This window comes from Lichenicola cladoniae (genome assembly GCF_013201075.1).
Classification (GTDB): domain Bacteria; phylum Pseudomonadota; class Alphaproteobacteria; order Acetobacterales; family Acetobacteraceae; genus Lichenicola; species Lichenicola cladoniae.
The window spans coordinates 3,265,469-3,287,051 of record NZ_CP053708.1 but is presented as its reverse complement, the minus strand read 5'-3'; the positions used below and the strand labels follow the sequence as shown (position 1 = coordinate 3,287,051).

Below are 21,583 nucleotides of genomic sequence, written 5' to 3'. Positions count from 1 at the left end.
GGTCCGGTGCGATGATCCTATCGGATCTGTCCGCCCAGCAGGACGCTGGTCGCGCTGTCGACCAGTATCACCGCCCTGGCATACTGGCCGGCGGTTCCGGTGGCGCCACCGAAGGCCTCGACCATGACCCCGGCGCTGCCTGAAAACAGGACCTGCCCGGATGCTGCCTGCACCACGTCGATCCGGCACCCGAGCGGCATGCCGGTGGCAACGGTGTAGGTGTGGGCCGACGCGCCGGTGTCCCGGATCGTCGTGCCACAATCGGCCGGTCCGGTCATATACGAACCGGCGTGGGTGGAGACGATCGAGCCGGCTGCCCTGATCGTCTGCGCCATCAGGTTGCCATTCATATCGACGCCCGCGATGACCGTCGATGCCGGGCCGCTATGGACGCTCCAGCAATCGTCGCTGATCGCGTTCTGCGGACAGGCCATGCCGTAGTGCCAGCGACCCGCGCCACTTGCCCCGAAATAGATCCCGGCCGTCCCGTTGGTGGTCCCGAGCAGATCCAGGTGCGTGCCATAGGTCACCACGGTACCGCCCGGACGCGGCTTGTCGGTGCCGGAATTGTCGTTCACCTCGAACTCCGCACCGACCCAGGACACGGCGCCCTGGCCCGGATAGATGTAGTCCGTCACGTGGTAGCCCCACATGATGCCGGCCGTGATGGGGGCCTCGATATCCTGCTGGATTTCGGCCCCGACCATGCCGCAGCCGACCGGGCCGCCGTCATCGATGCAGTTGATGTTGTGCTGGTTCAGCAGCAGCACCTGGGCCTGGTCGGTCGGGGTCGTCTGCTGGAAAATCGTCTGGCCGATATTGACGCCCGAGGGCAGATTGTTCTGCGCCGCCGACGCGAACGTCTTGGCCGCCGTGCTTGCAGACAACCCGCGCAGATTGCCGAAAGGTTGCGAGCCCGGCAGCAACACCACGTTCGCAGCGGTCTCGACGCTGACCCCGTCCGAGCCGCCGGATGCAAGGCTGGTGTAGTAGTTTCCCGACGGGACATACAGAAGTCCGCTGCCACCACGGGTGGAGTTCGCAAAGAACGTGGCGTTCTGCAATGCGATCGCATCATCCTCGCGCGGCAGCCCGACCGGCGTTGCCGGTTGCACTGCCTGCAGCCAGGCGGACGACAACATGATTTTGACGGACGTGAAGCCGAAGGTGACCATCGTGCCCGCGCCGACAGCCGTCTGCACCGGTAGCGACATGTAGACCGTCGTGCCCGACGGGCCCGTCACCGAGCGGACGACCGTGGCTGTTGCATCGATGCCGGCCCCGGCGATCGAGGCTCCCGGCGGCACGGCGAAGATGGTGGAAAAGGACAATCCGGTGCCCATGCCGGATGACGACCGGACCGCCGTTGGCGCCGACGTCGGATAGCTCGGCGACATGCGCACCGGAGCGGCAGCGGACAGGATCGTCGTGCCGACCGGCAAGGTCGCTGCGGTCAGCAATCGGCCGATGACGACCGTGGCGGTGCCCGGGAGAGTTGCGGTCGCGTCCCCGGCGTTCTGTGCCAGCAGGATGTAGGTCGCGGAGCCGCCGCCGATTGCCCCGAAATCACCGGCGGACTGAAAATCCGCCGCCCTGGCCGCCAGCGTCCGGCTGACCCCGGTGCTGGTATTGGCGAGAGCGCCGACCGTCGCAGCTGAAACGTCACCACGCAGCGTCCCACCGTCGATCGACCTGAACCGCGCGCTTCCGTCGTCGGAGATGGAATATCCTGGCGATGGGCCCGGCGCCGCCAAGCCACCGCCGCGAGAGAAAATGGGCCCGTCCGCCCAGCTCGGGGTCGACAGGCACATCATCGCAATGAAAAGGCAGAGCAGCGATCGATGCAGAATTGTCGTCTGAGATTGGCTGTTCGGAAGCGGATACTGGGGGTTCGAATGCTGCATGAGCTCCATCGGCTGGCGACCAGGCCCGGATTGATCGTCGTCCCTATGTCGTTTTGCAAGCGATCCGATCATCCGGAGCCTCAAGGTTCCAGCGTGAACCCTCCATCACGGACCGACCGGACATGGTCGAGCAGCAACTGCCCGATGAAGGCATCGCCCTCGTCCAGATAGCGTGCGTAGCGCTCCTTCCAGTGGCCCCCATGGGTTTCCAGGCCACTCGTATCGAGGAAGGCGCGGCCGCCATTGACCACTTTCGATCTCAGCTGATCGAACGACCGGATCGTGAAATGGAACATCAGCCAGCCATGCTCGGCCGCGATGAAGGCACGGGCGATGTCACCGTCGAAGCCCGAGATCCAGTGATTGCCCTCGGTCGGCCTGCAGCCGCTGCCGACCCGTAGCGCGATCTTGGAGGTCGGTGGAAAGGTCGGCTCGACCACGTTGAAGCTTTCGAACGGCGACGACGCAGACGGGGTGGATCGCAATGGTGCCGGGCTAGCGCAGAGCAGCCAGTGGAAAACGATAATGTCATAGGTCTTGTCCGCCATTGCGATCCGCAGCTTCTCGGCGTCGGCCCTGTCGATGCATGCAAGAAGTTCGTCGGTGTCCAGAAAGAACAGCCAGTCCAGGGTGATGCCGGCAAGCCGTGCGTAACCGACGAACACGTCCATGAAGAGGCCCATCTTGTCGGCCTGGTAATGGCCGGCGATCTGGTCGTGACACGAGAACACCAGTGCGTCGGGATATTCGGCGCGGAACCGGGCGATACAGTCGGCGGTCCCGTCATGGCTCTGGTTGTCGACAAGGCAGAAGTTGCGGAAGCCAAGCCTGTAATGGTGGACGAGGTTATGCATCAGGATGTCCGCCTCGTCCTTGGTCAGGATGATGATGCCGGCGCCGACGAGAGGCATTGCTTCTGCCGGTGCCACGAGCATGGAAACGGAAAGCTTGCCCGGGATCAGGCCGGCTTCGAACATGCGTGTGGCCCGTGCTTCGGCAAGTGCCGCAAGTGCCGGCGACCGATGCCCCGGCTCCAGCCCGGGATACAATCTGCCGAGTATGCCGATGGCTTCGGCCGAGCGACCCCGGCGCGCCAGGAATTCCACAACGAGCGTCGAGAAAGCGGAGTGGGCGGGGAACTCGGTACCGATCGTGCTGACGATGTCCCAGGCCGCCCCGGGATTTCGGACGGCTTCCCAGGCCCTCGCCAGTTCGATCATGCTCTCGAGCCGACCTGCGTAACCCTTCGCCGTGGCAGGCGACGCCAGTACCGAGACGGCTTCCGCATGCCGCCCGGCCAGTCGCAACAGGCGACCGAGTTCCAGTGCCATCTCATGATCGTCGCCATTGTGGGCCGTGTATCCGGCGAGCATCTCGATTGCTCGCGAGATGGTCGCAATACTGGTCGGTCCCATGCGGGCCGCCTTGACCATGTCCTGGATCGGACCACGCTGCGGCACGTCTGCCAGAAGCAGGATCTGCCTGCGAACGCTGTCCGTGCCGTCATAGTCCGGATATTTGAGCCGGGTCGTGGCCAGGATATCGAAGGCGGCCGTGAAATCGCCGCGTCGTGCCCTGAGTTCGGCACTCTTCAGCAGGCATTCGAGGGCTCCGCCGAACCCCTCGATCCGGGCCAGCGCTTCGAAAACAGCAAGGGCCGCGTCCGGATCTCCCTCGAACAGGTCCTGGTTGGCCGCCTCCATCTGCCAGGTCATGTCGTCGGGACATGATCGCCGCCTCTCGAGGACAAGCTCGCGAGCCGCCGGCAGCATCCGGTCCAGCCGCAGATGTCGCAACCTGGCGAGAGCCATGTCGCGCTGGTCCTGCATGGTGCGCCCATGTTCCTTGCGGACACCGGTCGCGTCGCCGTGCTTCATCAGCGCTGGTCGGCCAGGCGGATGCACCGGATGACGAAGCTGCGGAAATCCAGTTCGTAGCTGTGCCAGTTATGAACATCATCCGGCTTGTACCAATCAAGACCGAGCCGTTCGGCGACTGTCGGGTTTATCGGCATGGAGATCGTGTCGTTTCCGGTGTAGTTCGCGCCCATCAGCTGGATCTGCTTCAACGAACGCTGCCTGCCATTCGGGTCGGCTATCGTGAGCTCTATGAGGCCTTGCAGGATTTCGGCGGTCGGCAGCCAGCTTGCGCGTCCTACGGTGTAGAACAATCTCGCCTGCGCGAGCCGCTGGAGCAGAAAATCCGCGATCGGAACGTCCGCGTCGAGATCGCGCTGCTTCCAGCTCTGCAGGTCGAGCTCCAGCATCCGGTCGAGGTCGGGCATCTTGGCGGTGCTGAGTTCCATGTACCGATCGAACAGGATGTCGTCGCCCAGCCCGGCGAGGCGATCGTCGGCGCCGCCCATCTCGCGCCAGACCCGCATGGCCAGCATGTCGCTGTAGGGGTAGCGGTCGTCTCCGGACGGGCGATTGTCGCTGCTGGCGAATGGCCAGAGCGTCGTGCATGAGAGCGCCGGAAAACGTAGCCAGCGCGCAGTCCGCGGCACCAGGGTTCGCATGAGTGCGCGTTCGTCCGGGCTTGCCTGGCTGACCTGCTCCCAGACGATCGTGACGCGACGCAGGCGTGCTTCTGCTTCGGCCTGCCCGTGCATGGCGACGAAATCATGAATGGCGCCCAGGAACACCCGCTCGATATCGGGCAGATCCAGGAGCGGGTCGCTCCTCTGTAGGAACGAGACCATCTCGTCCGCCTGGCAATTCGCATAGACGAGCAGGGTCATGGCGTCCACGCATCCCAGCGGATCGCTCTTTCGATTGCATCGCGATGGGTCCAGAGGTTTTTTCCGAACCGGAACGCAGAGTTTGGTGCTGCCCAGGCGAGGCCGAACTGCTCGGCGACCACCGGGTGCACGGCGTAGCGAAACTGGCCGACGCCCTGCAATCCGATAGCATGCTGGGTGACCGCAGCACCGAATAATGCGGGATCGTGGCCGAGGCATACGGCCAGTCGTTCCGCGAGCCTTGCGCCGATCCAGCCATAGAAGGCGCCCGCCGGCGCGCTCGGCGTATGGAACAGTTTTGTCTTTCGGTAGTTGTTCAGGAAAAACAGCGAAATCGGTACGTCGCACAACTCATCGCGCCGGGCAAGCGAGACGATCTGGTCGGTCAACCGTTTGTCGAGATCATCCAGTTCTGGAATGGACCCTTCAAGATAGCGGTCATACAGGCCGCTTCTGTCGTCGGCATCCGCAAGCGAGGCGCAGATCCGGTCGCTGAACGGGTATCGACCGTCCGGGTAGAATGGCGGAGCCCGATGGTTTCTCGGGTCGGTTCCCGCCAGTGGCCAGAAGCAGGGGCACTCGAATAAGGGGAACCGGACGACAGCGATGTGGGACTGCAGACCGGGCAGGGGCTCCCAGAGTTCGGGCTTCCAGAAATCGGTCACCTGTTGCCAGACCGCGACGACCTGCGAGAGCGTTGCATCGCAGGAGCGAAGGAAGTCCGTCAGCGCATTGCGTTGCTCGAAATGCCTGAACTCGACGGTGTCTGCGATCAGCCTGGTCGTCTCGAGTAGTGCAACGAGCGGCTTCGCTTGCCAGTTTGCATCGATCAGGATCAGGGGACGGCAGGACTCGCCGGCAGCTTCCATCGATACGCCTCCTTGGCCGCCGGATTGCACATGGTGGTCAGACCCTGATCCGGCGGGTCGTATTTACGGATGTGATGGCTGCACCGTAGTGCCAACTTAAGCTAGCGCGACAACCGGTGGTATGCCTAGCTTTGGGCTTCAACTCGATATATCGCTATTTGAAATGGTCATGCGCGCGAGCTATGACTTTGAGTTGGATGAGCGCGCTAGATCGCATCATGCAGGGACAATGCGTCATCGGTTTGAAGCGCCGTCTCCCGCTCGGTCGCGTCGTGCTGCATTTGGCATTCGATGATCGTCCTGAATGAGCAATATGATTTGAGAAGTGGTCCGGTTCGTTGCGCTAGAATCGAGGCGGCAACAGCGGCCGGATCAACCTCTGCTCACCATCGCGTCAAACCCGGTAAATGCCGATGCCTTGCTACATCAGGCAGAGTGGCTCGAGCGCCGAGGCGATGAAGAAGCGGCGCTTGAGGCGAGCCGTCGTGCAATCGCACTCTGGCCTGACATCACCCGGGTCTAACGCCTCCAGCTTCGGCAGGCTCGGAGGATCGGCGACCACAGGCGCGCGCTACCGTTCCTGGGACATGCCGGGCCGATCTTGCTGCACGGTATCGTCACCATCTGGAACTACACGACTGCCCTCGCGACCACAGGGCGCCATCGGGAACTGATCGACATCCAGCCTCTGCTGGTTCCTATTGCAGCCGAGACCATGCCTGCACCCTATCCGCCCGCGCGCACCTGGCAGCGGCCAAGCTTGGGGCTGGGTTCAATCTTCCGGAGGTAATCGGCGCAACGGCGGCTCTGCAAAACTAGGCAAATTGACTGGATGATTCCACGCTGCGTGCCCGGGTGGCAGCTTCCATCCGGAACAAGACCGCTTTCACGTCGTCCCGGTTCGCGTTGCCCCTTCTTCAGAGCATGCCCTTCCTCAAATCCACACTGCACGGGCTGGATTTTCTTGCCGGCGTCGGGCCATTTCCGAACCTTGCACGCCGGCTCGGGAGTTTTTGCGGTACATCCGATACGCAGGAAATTCTCGTGGGACGGACAGGCGATCATGCGACCCTCACCCCTGGGATGAGTGCGCTTGCGGAGGCTGAACAGTCGCTTGGTGCTCTGCATATCCCGTTCGCGGGTGCGGTTCACCTGATCGGGCTCGGCGGACCCTATGGCATCCTGTTCTGCGAGCGGATCAGGTCGCTAGGCGGCATCGCCGTGGACATCGGAGCCGTCGCGGGGGAACGGTGGAACGCCTCGTTCCAGCGCCGGACGATCGGATCTGTGGTCGATCGGTCCAGCCCGTCCGCGCACACGGAAGTCCATGCCAGCTGGCGATCCGGTGATAGCCGACGGTGTCGACGAGCGCTCCGATCCTGTCGCCTTCTTCCGCGGCCTCGCGAGGCCTCATCGAAAGCACCTTGCCTATCGACACCGGTGCTTCCGGTTGAAGCATGCGTCGATGGTTCAGACCCCTTGTGCCTCGGGCGTCGCGGCGCTGTTCGACCGCGGATTCCGGGGACGCCCGATCGAGCTGTAATCCAGGCCTGCGGTATCCATTGCAGCAGGATCGTAGATGTTGCGCAGGTCGATCACCACGCGGCCCTGCATCAGGCCACGCAGCCGCTCCGGCGAGAGCGCGCGGAACTCGTTCCATTCGGTAAGCACCAGGATCGCATCGGCGCCGGTGGCGGCGTCGGGCGCATCGACGCAGTAGGTGACGTTGTGGTCGGGCAGCAGCGGCTTCGCGGCGGTCATGCCGGCCGGGTCGAAGGCGCGGATTTCGGCACCGTTCTCGACCAGGCGGTGGATGATCGGGATCGAGGCGGCATCCCGCATGTCGTCCGTCTCCGGCTTGAAGGTCAGGCCGAACACCGCGATCGTCTTGCCGCGCACATTGCCGCCACAGGCCGCCATGATGCGGGCGCCCATGCTGGCCTTGCGCGCATCGTTCACCTGCACCGTCGCTTCGACCAGGCGCGACGAGGCGCCGGCTTCCTGGGCGATCCGCATCAGTGCCAAGGTGTCCTTGGGGAAGCACGACCCGCCATAGCCGGGACCTGCATGCAGGAACTTGCGGCCGATGCGCCCGTCCAGGCCGATGCCGCGGGCGAGTTCGTGCACATCCGCACCGACGCGCTCGCACAGGTCGGCCATCTCGTTGATGAAGCTGATCTTCATCGCCAGGAACGAGTTCGCCGCATACTTGATCAGCTCGGAGCTTTCCAGGCTGGTGAACAGGATCGGCGCCTCGATCACGTAGAGCGGCCGATATAGGCGCCGCATGATCTCCTGGGCCCGCGCGGCACCGCCGGGGCGGTCGGTGTCGGTGCCGATCACCACCCGGTCGGGCTTCATGAAGTCGCCGATGGCGCTGCCTTCGCGCAGGAATTCCGGATTGGAGGCCATGTCGAAATCGAGTTCGGGACGCAGCCGGCTGACGATCTCGCTGATGCGGCGCCCGGTGCCGACCGGTACCGTCGACTTGGTGACGATGACCGCATAGCCGGTCATGGCGCGCGCGACCTGCTCGGCGGCGGCGAACACATAGGTCAGGTCGGCATGGCCGTCGCCGTTGCGCGGCGGCGTGCCGACGGCGAGGAAGATGGCCTCGGCACCTTCCACCGCATGGGCGATGTCGTCGCCGAAGGACAGCCGGTCCGCCTTGATGTTCTCGGCGACCAGCCGGTCCAGGCCCGGCTCGTAGATCGGGATCTCGCCCTTCCGCAGCGCCGCCAGCCGGCCGGGATGGGTTTCCACCACCGCGACCTGGTTACCGAATTCGGCGAAGCAGGCGGCCGAAACCAACCCGACATAGCCGCCACCGATCATTGCAATCCGCATGGGTCCGCTCCTGCTAGCCGCTTACGGCGTGTGCTTCGATGCCACTCAGGACACCGGACCGGCCGCCGAGCAGCTGGTCGAAATAGTCGATACTGCGCCTGAGCCCGTCATCGAGACCGACCTGCGGCTCCCAGCCGAGCAGGTTGCGGGCGCGGGTGATGTCGGGACAACGCTGGGTCGGGTCGTCCTGCGGCAGCGGAAGATAGACGATGCGCGAACGCGAGCCGGTCAGCGCCAGCACCCGCTCGGCCAGTTCGCGCACCGGGATCTCGTGCGGATTGCCGAGATTGATCGGGCCGGTGATGTCGTCGTCGCTGTCCATCATGCGCACGAACCCCTCGATCAGGTCCGATACATAGCAGAAGGCGCGGGTCTGGCCGCCGTCGCCATACAGGGTGATGTCCTCGCCGCGCAGCGCCTGGGTGATGAAGTTCGAGACCACCCGTCCGTCGTCGGGGTGCATGCGGGGGCCATAGGTATTGAAGATCCGCACCACCTTGATCCGGGTGCCGTGCTGGCGGCGATGGTCGAAGAACAGCGTCTCGGCGCAGCGCTTGCCCTCGTCGTAGCAGGCCCGCGGACCCAGCGGATTGACGTTGCCGAAATAGTCCTCGGTCTGCGGATGCACGTCGGGGTCGCCATAGACCTCGCTGGTCGAGGCCTGGAACACCCGCGCGCCGGTTCGCCGGGCGATGCCGAGCATATGGATCGCGCCGAGCACGCTGGTCTTGAGCGTCTGCACCGGGTCGTACTGGTAATGCTTGGGCGAGGCAGGGCAGGCGAGGTTGTAGATCTCGTCCACCTCGGCCAGCAACGGGGTGCTGATATCGTGACGAAGCGTCTCGAAATTCGGGTTGGACAGCAAGTGGGCGATGTTGTCCTTGCGGCCGGTGAAGTAGTTATCGACGCACAGCACGTCGTGGCCGTCACGCAGCAGCCGTTCGCAGAGATGCGAGCCGAGAAAGCCGGCACCGCCGGTGACGAGGACACGCTTGCGGACGAACATGGACATGAGGCGTGTGCCCTCGCGGCTGACGATAAGCCCACGGTAACTGCTTGGGCATCCACATGGAAGGTGCGCGTCGGGCGTAGCGGGCCTATCGACGGCACGGCGTTGACGTTATAGGCACAGCGCATGTGCGTCCCATTTCGTCCCGCCAGTGACTTCGAGCCGATCTGGCGTGCCCTTCCGGTGGACCACCGGCCGATTTCGAACCCGTCCAGCCCTGTCTGATGCGTCTTTATGATGTCATTGCCGGCCTCGGGCGCGGCGTGCTCGATACCATCGCCGGCGCCGGCCGCCTGGCACTGTTCGCGCTGAACGGCCTGTCGCACCTGGTGCGGCCGCCGTTCTACTGGCGCAATTTCACCGCGGCCTTCGTCGAATTCGCCTATTTCAGCCTGCCGGTGGTGGCGCTGACCGCGATCTTCTCCGGCATGGTCATCGCGCTGCAATCCTTCACCGGCTTCTCCCGGTTCGGCGCGCAGAGCGCCATTGCCGGCATCGTGGTGCTTTCGGTGGTGCGCGAGCTCGGGCCGGTGCTGGCCGGGCTGATGGTCGCCGGGCGGGTCGGTGCGGCGATGGCGGCCGAGATCGGCACCATGCGCGTCACCGACCAGATCGACGCGCTGACCACCCTGTCCACCAACCCGATGAAATACCTGGTGGCGCCGCGCCTGCTGGCCGGGCTGCTGGCCCTGCCGCTGCTGGTGGTGGTCGCCGACATACTCGGCGTGCTGGGCGGGTTCATCGTCTCGGTGGTGAAGCTGGGGTTCAGCCCCTCGGCCTATATCGCCAATACCGTCTCGTTCATGCAGCCGATCGACGTGATCGTCGGGCTCGCCAAGGCGGCGGTGTTCGGGTTCCTGATCGCGCTGATGGGCTGCTACAACGGCTATCATAGCCGCGGCGGCGCCCAGGGCGTCGGTGCCTCCACCACCTCGGCGGTGGTTGCCGCCTCGATCCTGGTGCTGTGCTTCGACTACGTGCTGACCGAGATGTTCTTTTCCCGATGAGCGGCCAGCCGAGCAACGCCACCCCGAAGATCCGCATCCGCGGCCTGACCAAGAGCTTCGGCGCCAAGCGGGTGCTGGACGGGATCGACCTCGATGTCGAGGCCGGCACCTCGATGGTGGTGATCGGCGGATCGGGCAGCGGCAAGTCGGTGCTGCTGCGCTGCATCCTCGGCCTGATGGTGCCCGATGCCGGCAGCATCGAGATCGACGGCCGGAACGTGCTGGCGCAGAGCCGGCGGCAGCAGGAGGCCACCCGCGAGCGGATCGGCATGCTGTTCCAGAACGGTGCGCTGTTCGACAGCCTGCCGGTCTGGGAAAACGTGGCGTTCGGCCTGCTGGCGCGCCGCGGCAAGGACAAGATGACCCGGGCCCAGGCTCTGGTGCATGCGGGCGAGGTGCTGAAGCAGGTCGGGCTCGACCCGAGCGTCGGCAGCCTGGCGCCGTCGGAGCTTTCGGGCGGCATGCAGAAGCGGGTCGGGCTGGCCCGCGCCATCGCATCGACGCCGGAAATCCTGTTCTTCGACGAGCCGACCACCGGGCTCGATCCGATCATGGGCGCCGTCATCGACGGGCTGATCGTCGATTGCGTGAAGCGCCTCGGCTGCACCGCGATCGCCATCACCCACGACATGGCGTCGGCCACCCGGATCGGCGACCGCGCCGCCATGCTCTACCAGGGCAAGCTGGTGTGGCAGGGGCCGGCGGCATCGCTGCTCGAGAGCGGCAATCCACTGGTGGACCAATTCACCCATGGACGGCGCGAGGGCCCTATCGGCATGGAGCTGCGGCGATAGTCAGGTTCCTGGCGACGCTGCTGCTGTTCGGCCTGGCCTGCAGCACGGCGCGCGCCGGCTCGCCCGATACCGCGGCACAAGGCGACGCGGCTCCCGGCGATGGTTCGGGCCCGGCGCTGGCACTGACCCGGCTGTTCGAGCGGACCTGCTTTATCCATGCCGGGGACCCGGCCTCGCTCCGCGCCGAACTGGCCGGCGCACCCTATCGCCCGGCTCCCGACGAGGCGACACGGCGGATGCTGGCAAGACCCGGCCAGGCTTACCGGGTGTCCGGCGGGCAGGGCCACCTGATGGTGCTGTCATTCGATGATGGCTGGTGCGGCGACGGCGGCACCGGCATCGGCGCCCATGCCCTGACCATGCAGCTCTCGCATGCGATGCAGGTCCATGATGTCGGGATGCAGCTGATGGGGGCCGGGCGCGACGGACGCGAGCAGCGCTACCTGCTGACCCCCAAACCGCCGGCGTCGCCGATCGTGCTGCTGGTCCTGCTGCAGCCGGCGGTGGCCGGCGTCGCGACAAAGCACGACGGGAGCCCGGACCGGACCGACACGTTGATGCAGGCGAACCTGTTCGCGGCGCCGATGCCGTCCGATGGCCCGGAACCACCACCATGAGCAAGCGTCCCGTAGCCCGATTCGCCTGCCAGGCCTGCGGTGCGATCTGGCCGAAATGGAGCGGCCGCTGCGAGGCCTGCGGCGAATGGAACACCATCGTCGAGGAGCCCGCCGAAACCAGGTCGGCCTCGGCGCTGCCGACCGCGACCGGTCCCGCCGGTCGTGCACCCGGCCGGATCGGCTTTGTCGGTCTAGAGGGCGCCGCCGAGCCGCCGCCACGCATCGGCACCGGGATCACCGAGCTGGACCGGGTACTCGGCGGCGGGCTGGTGCCGGCGTCGGTGGTGCTGGTCGGCGGCGACCCCGGCATCGGCAAGTCGACGCTGATGCTGCAGGCGGCGGCCGCGATGGCGTCTGCGGGGCGGCGGGTGATGTACATCTCCGGCGAGGAGGCGGTGGATCAGCTTCGGCTGCGCGCCCGGCGGCTGGGTCTCACCGCGCCAACGCTCGAGCTGGCGGCGGCGATCAACGTGGTGGACATCGCCCAGACGCTGGAGATGGAACAGGATATCGCCCTGGTGGTGATCGATTCGATCCAGACCATGTGGCTGGAATCGATCGCCAGCGCGCCCGGCTCGATCTCGCAGGTGCGCTCGTCGGCGTTCGAGCTGATCCGGCTGGCGAAGAGCCGGGGCTTCGGGCTGATCCTGGTCGGCCACGTCACCAAGGAAGGCTCGCTCGCCGGTCCGCGCGTGCTTGAGCACATGGTCGATGCGGTCATGTATTTCGAAGGCGATCGCGGCCACCAGTTCCGTATCCTGCGCGCCGCCAAGAACCGCTATGGCGCCACCGACGAGATCGGCGTGTTCGAAATGACCGACCGCGGCCTGGCCGAGGTGCCGAACCCGTCGGCGCTGTTCCTGGCCGAGCGTCGCGGCAACATTGCCGGCAGTGCGGTGTTCGCCGGCCTCGAAGGCACCCGTCCGGTGCTGCTGGAGGTGCAGGCGCTGCTGTCGCCGAACAGCGGCTCGTCGCCGCGGCGCGCGGTGGTCGGCTGGGATACCGGCCGCCTGAACATGCTGCTCGCGGTGCTGGAAACCCGGTGCGGGCTGAAGCTGTCGGGGATGGACGTGTATCTGAACGTCGCCGGCGGCCTTCGTGTCGGCGAGCCGGCAGCGGACCTGGCGGTCGCCGCTGCGCTGACGTCGGCCGCGACCGGGCAGCCGACCAGCGCGGGATCGGTCTATTTCGGCGAGGTCGGCCTGTCCGGCGAGGTCCGGCAGGTGGCGCAGGCGGAGGCGCGTCTCAAGGAGGCGCAGAAGCTCGGCTTCGAGCACGCCTTCCTGCCGCGGCGCATCGCCCGGGGCCGCAACAAGCTGGTGGCCCCCGAGGGGCTGAAGCTCGAGGAGATCGGGCATCTGTCCGACCTGACCGCATCGTTCTCGGCCGATGCCGCCGCGGGCGGATCAGGCGAATAGGGACAGGATCGGATCGGACTTGCCGGTGCTGTCGTCGGCCGATGTGGCCCCGGTGATCAGCGACAGCAGCGAGGTATCGGACTGCGACTGTCCGGCCAGTAGCGCGACCAGCCCGGTCAGTTTCGGCACTACCGAACTCTGTTCCGAAATCAGGTATTGCTGGGCGCTGCGCTGGATGCCGGGAACGCCGGTCATCGCCTTCAGGTCGACCTTCTTGGTCAGGATGCTGACCTGCTGGTCGAAATCAAGGCCGCCGAACCAGTCGCCCATGCCGAGGCTGGTGGTGACGACCTTCAGCAGCGTGGGGTTCGACATCAGCCCGGCGATGCTGGTGATGCTGCCCATGGTGCGCGTGTAGTACAGCGCGTCGTCCATGCCCGGATATTGCGCGCCCATCTGGGTTTCGTATGAGGCAGTCTCGTCGGCGTTGACGATGGAGTCGACATTGGCCTTGTCCGCGAGGGCGGCGGTCGGGGCGCCGGAGACCGACGGCAGCACGACCAGCGAGGCGCCGCGGCCGATCGCCTGCGTCAGGCCGGCGAGCAGGGTGACGTTGCCATGGGGATCGACGCTGCCGACCGTTCCGACAGTCACCCCGGCGCTGGTGATGATCTGTCCCGGCCTGAGTGCCGCACCGGTATTTCCCAGTGCCAGGGTGGTGGCTCCGGACGACGCTGCGCTTGTCGTGACCTGCATCGAGCCGACATTGGCGAGCCCGATCCCGAGTGCCACCTCGATCGTGTCGCCGGCCCTGATGCTGGTGTTCGGAGGGGCCATGAGGGTGACGTTGCCGAGGCTGTCGACCGATTTCACCGTCCCGATCTCGGTCGTCCCGTCGGTCAGGACCTGGCCGGCGGTGAGCAGCTTACCGGCATCGCCCAGCATCAGCCTGCCGTCGATGGCCAGAGTGTTGCCGGTCGCGACGGCGATCGCGTTGCCGTAGCTGAGCGCCAATGTGTTGGTGCCGGCGCCGGGCGGATCGAGGATGGCGAGATCACCGTTGCTGCCCAGCTGTGCGTTGAAGCCGGCAGCCTTCAAGGCGCCGGTCAAGGCCCCGACCTGGCTGGTCCGGTCGGTTGCGGCGGTGCCTTCGGTGACTTTCACCGAGACGATTCTGACGCCCTTGATCGTGTTGCCGGCGGCGTCCGTCGAGAGGGCCAGGGCGTAGACGGTGTTGCCGGCGCTGTCGGTGGTGGTGGTGACCGCAGGCGCTCCGGGGGAGCCGGATACTGTCCCGGCCGCCGAGACCGTGTAGGTGGCCGATGTGCCACCGGCGCCGGTCATGCCGGCGGCGGCATTGGTGAGCGCAGCGGCGATCGAGCGTCCGGCGGTGCCGTCGTTCAGCACGAACGACCACTGGATCCCGGGTGCGGTGCTCGTCTGCTTGGCCGTGTCGAGACCCCATGCGGTGTTCTGCATGGTGAGCGAGGAGGCGCTGGCGCCGCTGGTGCCGAGACTGAGTGTGCCGCTATCGCCGAGCGAGATGGTCTGGGTCGCTCGTGCGCTGGTGGCACGGGCGAAGTGCAGGTAGTCGGTGCTGGCGGTCTGCCGGACCAGGGAATTCGAGGCATCGGCGTCCTGGGTGATCAGGTCCTTCAGCACCGCGGTGCGGCCGATCTGGCCGCCGATATTGTAGGCGCCGGTGATTACGCTGAGCGCGGTGTAGTTCTTGAGAATTGCCGCGGCACTGGTGAGGCCGGCGGCACTGGCGCGGAAGCTCGCGACCGACGCGGCGAGCTGCGTGTCGCTCTTGACGCTCTGGGCCACGTGGACCTGCTCGTCCTTGATGACCGAAAGATAGACGGCCAGCGCGCTCGATCCGGAAACTCCTGACATGCCGACCCTCCACAACCGGAGGATGCAAGTACCGGGCCAGCATGCGGGTCGTTTTGGTGCTGGATGCAGTTCAAATCCATGACCAGGACACGACAATTTCTGCCGCGACGAGCCGGCAGTTTCTACCGGCCGGCATATTATGCCGACCGGTCAACCGGCCATGAAAATCGGTGGGCCACCGGTCCTTCGAAACGCCGATGCTGTGAAAGACTATGCCGGCGTCAGGTGGCGAGGTGCGGGCGGATCAGCGACAGATCCTCCTCGGACAGGCGGTCCGAGGCTGTCTGGGCCTGATGCCAGTAGGGATAGAGCAACGGCGGACGGCTGATCGCTTCCAGCGTGGCGATCTCTTCCGATGTCAGCGCTAGGTCGGCCGACTTCAGATTGTCGACGAGCTGCGCGTCGGTGCGGGCGCCGACGACCACGGTGCTGACGGCGGGCCGCGTCAGCAGCCAGGCAAGGGCTACCTGCGCGGCCGAGACGCCGCGTGCCTCGGCGACCGCGACCAGTGCCTCGACGATGTCATACAGCGCGTCGGTGTCGCGGATCGGCGGCTCGGTCCATTCCGCGAGCTGGCGCGTGCCTTCCGGCGTCGCCTGGCCGCGACGATGTTTGCCCGACAGCAGCCCGCCGGCGAGAGGGCTCCACACCATGATCCCCAGGCCCTGGTCGAGCGATGCCGGGATCAGCTCGTATTCGGCTTCGCGCGCCTGCAACGTGTAGTGGATCTGCTGGCTGATCGGCCGTGCCAGGTGGTGACGCTCGACGATCCCCATGGCTTTCATCAGGTGCCAGGCCGAGAAGTTCGAAATGCCGACGTAACGGACCTTGCCGGCACGCACGAGATAGTCGAGCGCCTCCATGGTCTCTTCCAGCGGTGTCACCCCGTCGCGCTGGTGCAACTGGTAGAGATCGATGTAGTCGGTGCGGAGCCGCTTCAGGCTGGCCTCGCAGGCGCGGATCAGATGGTGGCGCGACGAGCCGGCATCGTTCGGGTTCTTGCTCATCGGGAAGCGTGCCTTGGTCGCGACCAGCACATCCTCGCGCTTGCCCTGCAGCGCCTCGCCGACGATTTCCTCGGACAGGCCGGTGGAATAGATGTCGGCGGTGTCGATCAGGTTCACGCCGGCATCGAGGCACAGATCGATCTGCCGTTTCGCGCCCGCGAGATCGGTGGAACCGACCTTCGCGAACGGGCCGGTGCCGCCGAAGGTCATGGTGCCGAGCGTGAGTACGGAAACCTTCAGTCCGGATCTACCAAGTGTGCGATACTGCATGCGACGTTTCCTTGTTTTGCTGACCCGCGACGGTGTGGCTGCGACAACGGGTGCTGCGAGAACGATGACCTGGCCGTGAAGGTTCTACCCGAGCCGGTCTTTTGCCGGTGCACGGACGATCGTCGGTTGGCCGCTGCGACAGCGGCCGAAGTACCCGGCAGGTAACGACTGGTGGGAACAGGACGTCGATCAGGTGAGGCGGTCAAGCCTGCGCAACGCGGGGAACCACCACATCCACAGGCCGGCGACCACCAGCGTGCCGACGCCGCCCACCACGACCGCTTCCGTGGTACCGAGCAGTGCGGCGACGCTGCCGCTCTCGAACTCGCCGAGCTGGTTCGAGGTGACGATGAACAGCAGGTTCACCGCCGACACCCGGCCGCGCATATCCTCCGGCGTGCCGATCTGCACCAGCGTCGAACGCACAAGCACGCTGACCACGTCGGCCGCGCCGAGGATCGCCATCGACAGGATCGAGAGCGGCAGCCAGCGCGATATCCCGAACACGATGGTGGCGAGCCCGAACACGAACACGGCGACGAACATCAGCATGCCGGCATGGCGCCGGATCGGCCGTCGGGCCAGCAGCAGCGATACCATGAGTGCCCCGATCGCCGGCGAGCCACGCAGCACGCCGAGCCAGAACGGGCTCCCGTGCAGGATGTCGAGCGCATACACCGGCAGCAGGGCCGTCGCGCCACCCAGCAGCACCGCGAACAGGTCGAGCGATATCGCACCGAGCAGTTGCGGCCTCGATCGGATGAAGGCGAGGCCGCCGAACACGCTGGCCAGCGTGACCGGGCCGCGCGGGCGCGGCGGCGATTCCAGCCGCACCAGGCTCATCCCGAAGGCGGCCAGCACGAACATCGCCGTGCAGGCCAGGTAGGCCTTGCCTGCCCCCGCCATGTAGAGAAGCCCGCCGGCCGACGGGCCGACGATGGTTGCCATCTGGAACAGCGACGAGTTCAGCGCGGCTGCCTTCGGGAACACCTGGGCGGGAACCAGGCTCGGCAACATCGCCTGCAGGCTCGGACCCTCGAAGGCCTTGGCAGCCCCGAACAGTGCGACGATCCCGTAGATCATGCCGGGCGTCAGCAGGTGCCGGAAGGTGCCCCAGGCAAGCCCGAGCCCACACAGCGCTTCCAGTGCCTGGCACGCCATGGCGACGCGGCGGCGGTCGAACCGGTCCGCGACCTGTCCGGACACGAACACCAGGGCCAGCATCGGCATGAACTGCGCCAGCCCGATCAGCCCGAGGGTCATTGGCCGGTGGGTGATCGAGTAGGCCTGCCAGCCGATCGCCACCGCCTGGATCTGAAAGCCCAGCGACGACAGGGTCCGGCACGACAGGAATGCGATCAGCCCGGGGTGGTGGAGCAGCGCGCGGTCCGCGCCGGCCGAAACGTCGGGCTCAATCAACGAGCGGTTCCGGGTGGCGTGCCCGATGGGCGATGTTGGCGCCGAGCACGCCGACTAGGATCACCAGCGCCATCGGCACCATGCTGATGTTGGAAAATATGCCCATCACCACGCCGGCAAGCGCACCGAACGAGAATTGTAGCGTCCCCAGCAGGGCCGATGCGCTGCCGGCATGGCGCGCGTGCGCCGTCAGCGCGAGCACGACCGCATTGGGAGTAAGGAAGCCGAGCGAGGCCATCACCCACATGATCGGGAACGCCGCGGCGATTATGGTACCGTGCGGGCCGGCGAGCCCGGTCAGGACCATGAGGGTCAGCAGGATCGCGGCGCCGGTCATGGACGCGATGCCGTATCCGAGCATTCGCTCGACCCCGACACGGCCGACGATCCGGGCATTCACCTGCGTGCCGAGTATGTAGAAGAAGGCGTTTATCCCGAACATCAGCCCGAAGCCGGTCGGGGTGAAGTGCAGGATCTCCTCGAACACGATCGGCGTGCCGGACAGATAGGCGAACACCACGAAGCTCGAGAAGCCGCAGATGCAGGTGTTGGTGAGGAACACCCGTTCGTTGAAGATCGAGATATAGCGGCCGAGCACCTCGACCGGCGCAAGATGCAGCCTCATCGAGCGGGGCAGGGTGTCGGGCAGGGTCAGATAGACGATCGTCAGCGACACCAGGCCGTAGAAGGTGGCGATCCAGAAGATCCAGCGCCAGCTGGCGATCGTCAACACCAGCGCGCCGAGCGAAGGCGCCAGCACCGGCACCACGCCGAGCACCAGGGTCAGCTGCGACATCAGCTTGGCACCCTGGGTGCCGGTCGCGACGTCGCGGACGATGGCGCGCGGGATGACCATGCCGGCCGAGCCACCGAGCGCGGCCAGGAAGCGGCAGGCGCTGAAGCTCCAGAGGTCGTGGCTGACAGCACATCCGATCGAGCCGATCGAGTAGATCGCCAGCCCGACCAGCAGCGGCAGCTTACGGCCCCAGCGATCGGATGCCGGCCCCTGGGTGAACTGCCCGACTGCAAGGCCGACGAACCATGCCGCCAGCGTGATCTGCGCCGAGCCGCTGCCCGAGCCCAGCGACCGCTCCAGGGTCGGGAAGGCAGGCAAGTACATGTCGGTCGATAGCGGGCCGACCGCACTCAGCGACCCCAACAGGATGATGAGCCAGACGGGCATCTGCCCGTCCTGGAATATTCTGCGGACTGGTCGGTCCGTGGTGATCGGCTGGCTCGTTGGGATCATTGTAACGGGCCGGCTCACCTAGCCGCCGGTGCCGCCGACCGTCAGGCCCATCATCTTCAAAGTCGGCTGGCCGACGCCGACGGGCACGCCCTGGCCGTTCTTGCCACAGGTGCCGATACCCGGATCGAGCGCCATGTCGTTGCCGATCATACTGACCTTGGTCATCGCATCCGGACCATTGCCGATCAGGGTCGCGCCACGCACCGGGGCGGTGATGCGGCCATCTTCGATCAAGTAGGCCTCGCTGGCGGCGAAAACGAACTTGCCGGACGTGATGTCGACCGAGCCGCCGCCGAAATTGACCGCGTACAGGCCCTTCTTGACCGAGCGGATCATCTCGTCCGGGCTGTGGCTGCCGTTCAGCATGACGGTGTTGGTCATGCGCGGCATCGGCATGTGCGCATAGGATTGTCGGCGGCCGTTTCCGGTTGGCGCCACCTTCATCAGGCGCGCGTTCATGCGGTCCTGGATGTAGCCGGTGAGGATGCCGTCCTCGATCATCACGGTGCGGCTGGCCGGGGTGCCTTCATCGTCGACGGTCAGGCTGCCGCGACGATCGGGCAGGGTTCCGTCATCGACGATGGTGACGCCCCTGGATGCCACCTGCTTGCCGACCAGCCCGGAGAAAGCGGAGGTTCCCTTGCGGTTGAAGTCGCCTTCGAGGCCATGCCCCACCGCCTCGTGCAGCAGGATCCCGGGCCAGCCATTGCCGAGCACGACCTCCATTTCGCCCGCGGGCGCGGGACGGCTGTCCAGGTTGACCAGCGCCTGGCGCAGCGCCTCGTCGGCGGCGTGTTTCCAGGTGGTCTCGTTCAGCACCCGTTCGTAGGCGAACCGGCCGCCGGTGCCGTAGCTGCCGCTTTCGCGACGGCCATCCTTTTCCATCACCACCGAAACGTTGAGCCGCACCAGCGGACGGATGTCGGCGACCCGGTTGCCGTCGGCGCGCAGGATCTGCACGGCCTGCCACTCGGCGGCCAACGAGGCCATCACCTGGACCACGCGGCTGTCGCGACCCCGTGCATAGGCGTCGATCTCGGACAGCAACGCGGCCCGCACGGCGAACTCTGCCTCCCGGAGCGGATTGGCGTCGCCGTAGAGATGCGCGTTGGTCGCCCGGGGGGTGTCCGCGACGATGCCGCTGCGGCCGGCACGAACCTGGCCGACGGTGGTCGCGGCGCGGGCAAGTGCACTCTCGCTGAGTTCGTCGGAATGGGCATAGCCGGCCTCGTCGCCGAGCACCGCGCGCAGGCCGAACCCGCTCGAGGTGTCGAAGCTGGCCGAGCGGATCACGCCCTCTTCCAGGCTGATGAATTCGCTCTCGCGGTATTCGAGGAAAAGCTCGCCGTCGTCGGTACCGGCGAGTGCCGTTCCCAGGATGCGTTCGGCGTCGGTGCGATCCAGGGTCGAGCCAGGGCGGCCGAAGAAAAGCTGGTCGGTGGTGGCGAGGGCGCTCATGGACGATCCGATCGTGACAGGCGGCCGATCGGGCCGCCGACACCGCGCAGGCGGTGCAGGGTAAACAGCGTGACGCTCAACAGGATGGCGGCGAATGTCTGGTGCAGGGTGCCGGCCCAGGCAGGCACCACAAGAAGCAATGTGGTGATGCCGAGCGCGTATTGTGCAAGCACCGCCCAGCCTAGCAGCATCAACGCATCATGGGCATTTTTCGTCAGGCTCGACCGCAGCCCGACCACCAGCGCGCCACCGATGGTCAGGGCCGTCAGGGTGGCGAGGGCCCGATGGTCGAACTGCACCGCGCCGAGGTTCTGAAACCAGTTGCGCCAGAACGGGTGGAGCGATCCGTAGTGCGGCGGCAGCAGGTGGCCATCCATGGTCGGGAAGCTGTTGTAGACGAAGCCCGCATGGGTCCCGGCGGTGAAGCCCCCGGCCACGACGGTGACCGCAAGCACGCAGGCCGCAACGGCCACCAACCGGCGGGTCCAGACGGCACCATCGGAGCCGGCGATCGGCTCGGGGACCGGTCGCCTGACCGAGAAGGCGGTCCACAGGATCGCGGCGTAGAGGGCGAAGGCGAAGCTCAGATGCAGAACCAGCTTGGCCGGGGCGACCGCGACGCTGTCGGGATCGAAACCGGACGCCACCATGAACCAGCCGATTGCGCCCTGCAGCCCCCCGAGCACGAAGAACAGCAGCAGCCGGGCGATCATCCGCCAGCCGATCGCGCCGGTAGCCGCGAAGAACACCAGCGGCACAAACAGCACGAGGCCGATCATCCGGCCCCAGAAGCGGTGGATCCACTCGAGCCAGAAGATGTGCTGGAAGCCGGCGAGCCCGAAGCCCTGGTGCTCGAGCCGGTATTGCGGGATCTGCTGGTAGAGCGCGAACAGATGCGCCCATTGCGCATGGGTCAGCGGAGGCACGATGCCGGAGAGCGGCTTCCATTCCATGATGGAAAGGCCCGACCCGGTCAGGCGCGTGGCACCACCGAGGGCGATCATGCCGAGCAGCATGAAGCAGATCGCGAACAGCCAGCTGGACACCCTGCGATCGTTACGGGCGGTGGTGGCTGGACCGGCATCGTATTGTGCGCGAAAGCGCGTAACGCGTGACGGTGAGCCGGGGGAAGCGATCGT

General features: G+C 66.1%; 16 protein-coding genes. 4 read left to right on the top strand and 12 right to left on the bottom strand.

Going from position 1 to position 21,583, the window contains the following annotated elements; all coding sequences use genetic code 11:
* Window positions 1–17 precede the first annotated feature (17 nt).
* The 6 genes from HN018_RS14925 to HN018_RS14900 form a co-directional block, all read right to left on the bottom strand.
* Window positions 18–1,904 (bottom strand): hypothetical protein, encoded by a 1,887-nt coding sequence (locus HN018_RS14925; RefSeq protein ID WP_171833310.1) that lies wholly within the window; start codon window positions 1,902–1,904, stop codon window positions 18–20.
* A gap of 80 nt (window positions 1,905–1,984) precedes the next feature.
* On the bottom strand, window positions 1,985–3,781 hold the full coding sequence (locus tag HN018_RS14920) for a glycosyltransferase family 2 protein (RefSeq protein ID WP_171833311.1): 1,797 nt from the start codon (window positions 3,779–3,781) through the stop codon (window positions 1,985–1,987).
* A complete protein-coding gene (locus HN018_RS14915; protein ID WP_171833312.1) occupies window positions 3,781–4,644 on the bottom strand; it encodes a WcbI family polysaccharide biosynthesis putative acetyltransferase in 864 nt (287 codons plus the stop codon). The genes HN018_RS14920 and HN018_RS14915 overlap by 1 nt, the downstream gene beginning before the upstream one ends.
* Window positions 4,641–5,513 carry a WcbI family polysaccharide biosynthesis putative acetyltransferase gene (locus HN018_RS14910; RefSeq protein ID WP_171833313.1) on the bottom strand — a complete coding sequence of 291 codons (873 nt, stop codon included), beginning with the start codon at window positions 5,511–5,513 and terminating at the stop codon, window positions 4,641–4,643. Before HN018_RS14910 ends, HN018_RS14915 begins: the two co-directional genes overlap by 4 nt.
* A gap of 1,470 nt (window positions 5,514–6,983) precedes the next feature.
* On the bottom strand, window positions 6,984–8,360 hold the full coding sequence (locus tag HN018_RS14905; protein WP_171833314.1) for a UDP-glucose dehydrogenase family protein: 1,377 nt from the start codon (window positions 8,358–8,360) through the stop codon (window positions 6,984–6,986).
* 13 nt (window positions 8,361–8,373) lie between these two features.
* Entirely contained in the window at window positions 8,374–9,372 is a 999-nt protein-coding gene (locus HN018_RS14900; protein ID WP_171833315.1) for a UDP-glucuronic acid decarboxylase family protein, read from the bottom strand.
* Window positions 9,373–9,593: 221 nt separating this feature from the next.
* Between HN018_RS14900 and HN018_RS14895 the strand changes: the two genes are divergently transcribed.
* Genes HN018_RS14895 through radA form a run of 4 tightly spaced genes read left to right on the top strand, consistent with a single transcriptional unit; the run spans window position 9,594 to window position 13,205 of the window.
* Window positions 9,594–10,376 (top strand): MlaE family ABC transporter permease, encoded by a 783-nt coding sequence (locus HN018_RS14895; protein ID WP_408886721.1) that lies wholly within the window; start codon window positions 9,594–9,596, stop codon window positions 10,374–10,376.
* A complete protein-coding gene (locus HN018_RS14890) occupies window positions 10,373–11,170 on the top strand; it encodes an ABC transporter ATP-binding protein (RefSeq protein ID WP_171833316.1) in 798 nt (265 codons plus the stop codon). Before HN018_RS14895 ends, HN018_RS14890 begins: the two co-directional genes overlap by 4 nt.
* The gene (locus tag HN018_RS14885) at window positions 11,065–11,787 is read left to right on the top strand and encodes an NMCC_0638 family (lipo)protein (RefSeq protein WP_171833317.1); all 723 of its coding nucleotides are present in this window, start codon (window positions 11,065–11,067) and stop codon (window positions 11,785–11,787) included. Before HN018_RS14890 ends, HN018_RS14885 begins: the two co-directional genes overlap by 106 nt.
* Window positions 11,784–13,205: a DNA repair protein RadA gene (radA, locus tag HN018_RS14880; RefSeq protein ID WP_171833318.1), complete on the top strand. Its 1,422-nt coding sequence runs from the start codon at window positions 11,784–11,786 to the stop codon at window positions 13,203–13,205. The genes HN018_RS14885 and radA overlap by 4 nt, the downstream gene beginning before the upstream one ends.
* On the opposite strand, the gene HN018_RS14875 is transcribed toward radA, so the two are convergent.
* The 6 genes from HN018_RS14875 to HN018_RS14850 form a co-directional block, all read right to left on the bottom strand.
* Complete coding sequence (locus tag HN018_RS14875; protein WP_171833319.1) at window positions 13,194–15,041, bottom strand: DUF1217 domain-containing protein; 1,848 nt, start codon at window positions 15,039–15,041, stop codon at window positions 13,194–13,196. The genes radA and HN018_RS14875 overlap by 12 nt on opposite strands.
* 221 nt (window positions 15,042–15,262) lie before the next feature.
* On the bottom strand, window positions 15,263–16,318 hold the full coding sequence (locus HN018_RS14870; RefSeq protein ID WP_171833320.1) for an aldo/keto reductase: 1,056 nt from the start codon (window positions 16,316–16,318) through the stop codon (window positions 15,263–15,265).
* A 189-nt stretch (window positions 16,319–16,507) separates the two neighbouring features.
* Window positions 16,508–17,737: an MFS transporter gene (locus tag HN018_RS14865; protein WP_171833321.1), complete on the bottom strand. Its 1,230-nt coding sequence runs from the start codon at window positions 17,735–17,737 to the stop codon at window positions 16,508–16,510.
* The gene (locus tag HN018_RS14860; RefSeq protein WP_171833322.1) at window positions 17,730–18,920 is read right to left on the bottom strand and encodes a multidrug effflux MFS transporter; all 1,191 of its coding nucleotides are present in this window, start codon (window positions 18,918–18,920) and stop codon (window positions 17,730–17,732) included. The genes HN018_RS14865 and HN018_RS14860 overlap by 8 nt, the downstream gene beginning before the upstream one ends.
* Before the next feature lie 84 nt (window positions 18,921–19,004).
* Window positions 19,005–20,444: a metalloprotease TldD gene (gene tldD / locus HN018_RS14855; RefSeq protein WP_171833323.1), complete on the bottom strand. Its 1,440-nt coding sequence runs from the start codon at window positions 20,442–20,444 to the stop codon at window positions 19,005–19,007.
* Window positions 20,441–21,460, bottom strand: a complete 1,020-nt coding sequence (locus HN018_RS14850) for a COX15/CtaA family protein (protein WP_239479316.1) — start codon at window positions 21,458–21,460, stop codon at window positions 20,441–20,443. Before HN018_RS14850 ends, tldD begins: the two co-directional genes overlap by 4 nt.
* Window positions 21,461–21,583: the final 123 nt, after the last annotated feature.

Excerpts from the sequence above, each read along its gene's own strand:
- HN018_RS14920 (WP_171833311.1), bottom strand. The coding sequence starts at position 3,781 with ATGAAGCACGGCGACGCGACCGGTGTCCGCAAGGAACATGGGCGCACC.
- HN018_RS14850 (WP_239479316.1), bottom strand. The coding sequence starts at position 21,460 with ATGCTGCTCGGCATGATCGCCCTCGGTGGTGCCACGCGCCTGACCGGG.
- tldD (WP_171833323.1), bottom strand. The coding sequence starts at position 20,444 with ATGAGCGCCCTCGCCACCACCGACCAGCTTTTCTTCGGCCGCCCTGGC.
- HN018_RS14910 (WP_171833313.1), bottom strand. The coding sequence starts at position 5,513 with ATGGAAGCTGCCGGCGAGTCCTGCCGTCCCCTGATCCTGATCGATGCA.
- HN018_RS14875 (WP_171833319.1), bottom strand. The coding sequence starts at position 15,041 with ATGTCAGGAGTTTCCGGATCGAGCGCGCTGGCCGTCTATCTTTCGGTC.
- HN018_RS14895 (WP_408886721.1), top strand. The coding sequence starts at position 9,594 with ATGCGTCTTTATGATGTCATTGCCGGCCTCGGGCGCGGCGTGCTCGAT.
- HN018_RS14905 (WP_171833314.1), bottom strand. The coding sequence starts at position 8,360 with ATGCGGATTGCAATGATCGGTGGCGGCTATGTCGGGTTGGTTTCGGCC.
- radA (WP_171833318.1), top strand. The coding sequence starts at position 11,784 with ATGAGCAAGCGTCCCGTAGCCCGATTCGCCTGCCAGGCCTGCGGTGCG.
- HN018_RS14915 (WP_171833312.1), bottom strand. The coding sequence starts at position 4,644 with ATGACCCTGCTCGTCTATGCGAATTGCCAGGCGGACGAGATGGTCTCG.
- HN018_RS14900 (WP_171833315.1), bottom strand. The coding sequence starts at position 9,372 with ATGTCCATGTTCGTCCGCAAGCGTGTCCTCGTCACCGGCGGTGCCGGC.
- HN018_RS14860 (WP_171833322.1), bottom strand. The coding sequence starts at position 18,920 with ATGCCCGTCTGGCTCATCATCCTGTTGGGGTCGCTGAGTGCGGTCGGC.
- HN018_RS14890 (WP_171833316.1), top strand. The coding sequence starts at position 10,373 with ATGAGCGGCCAGCCGAGCAACGCCACCCCGAAGATCCGCATCCGCGGC.
- HN018_RS14870 (WP_171833320.1), bottom strand. The coding sequence starts at position 16,318 with ATGCAGTATCGCACACTTGGTAGATCCGGACTGAAGGTTTCCGTACTC.
- HN018_RS14925 (WP_171833310.1), bottom strand. The coding sequence starts at position 1,904 with ATGCAGCATTCGAACCCCCAGTATCCGCTTCCGAACAGCCAATCTCAG.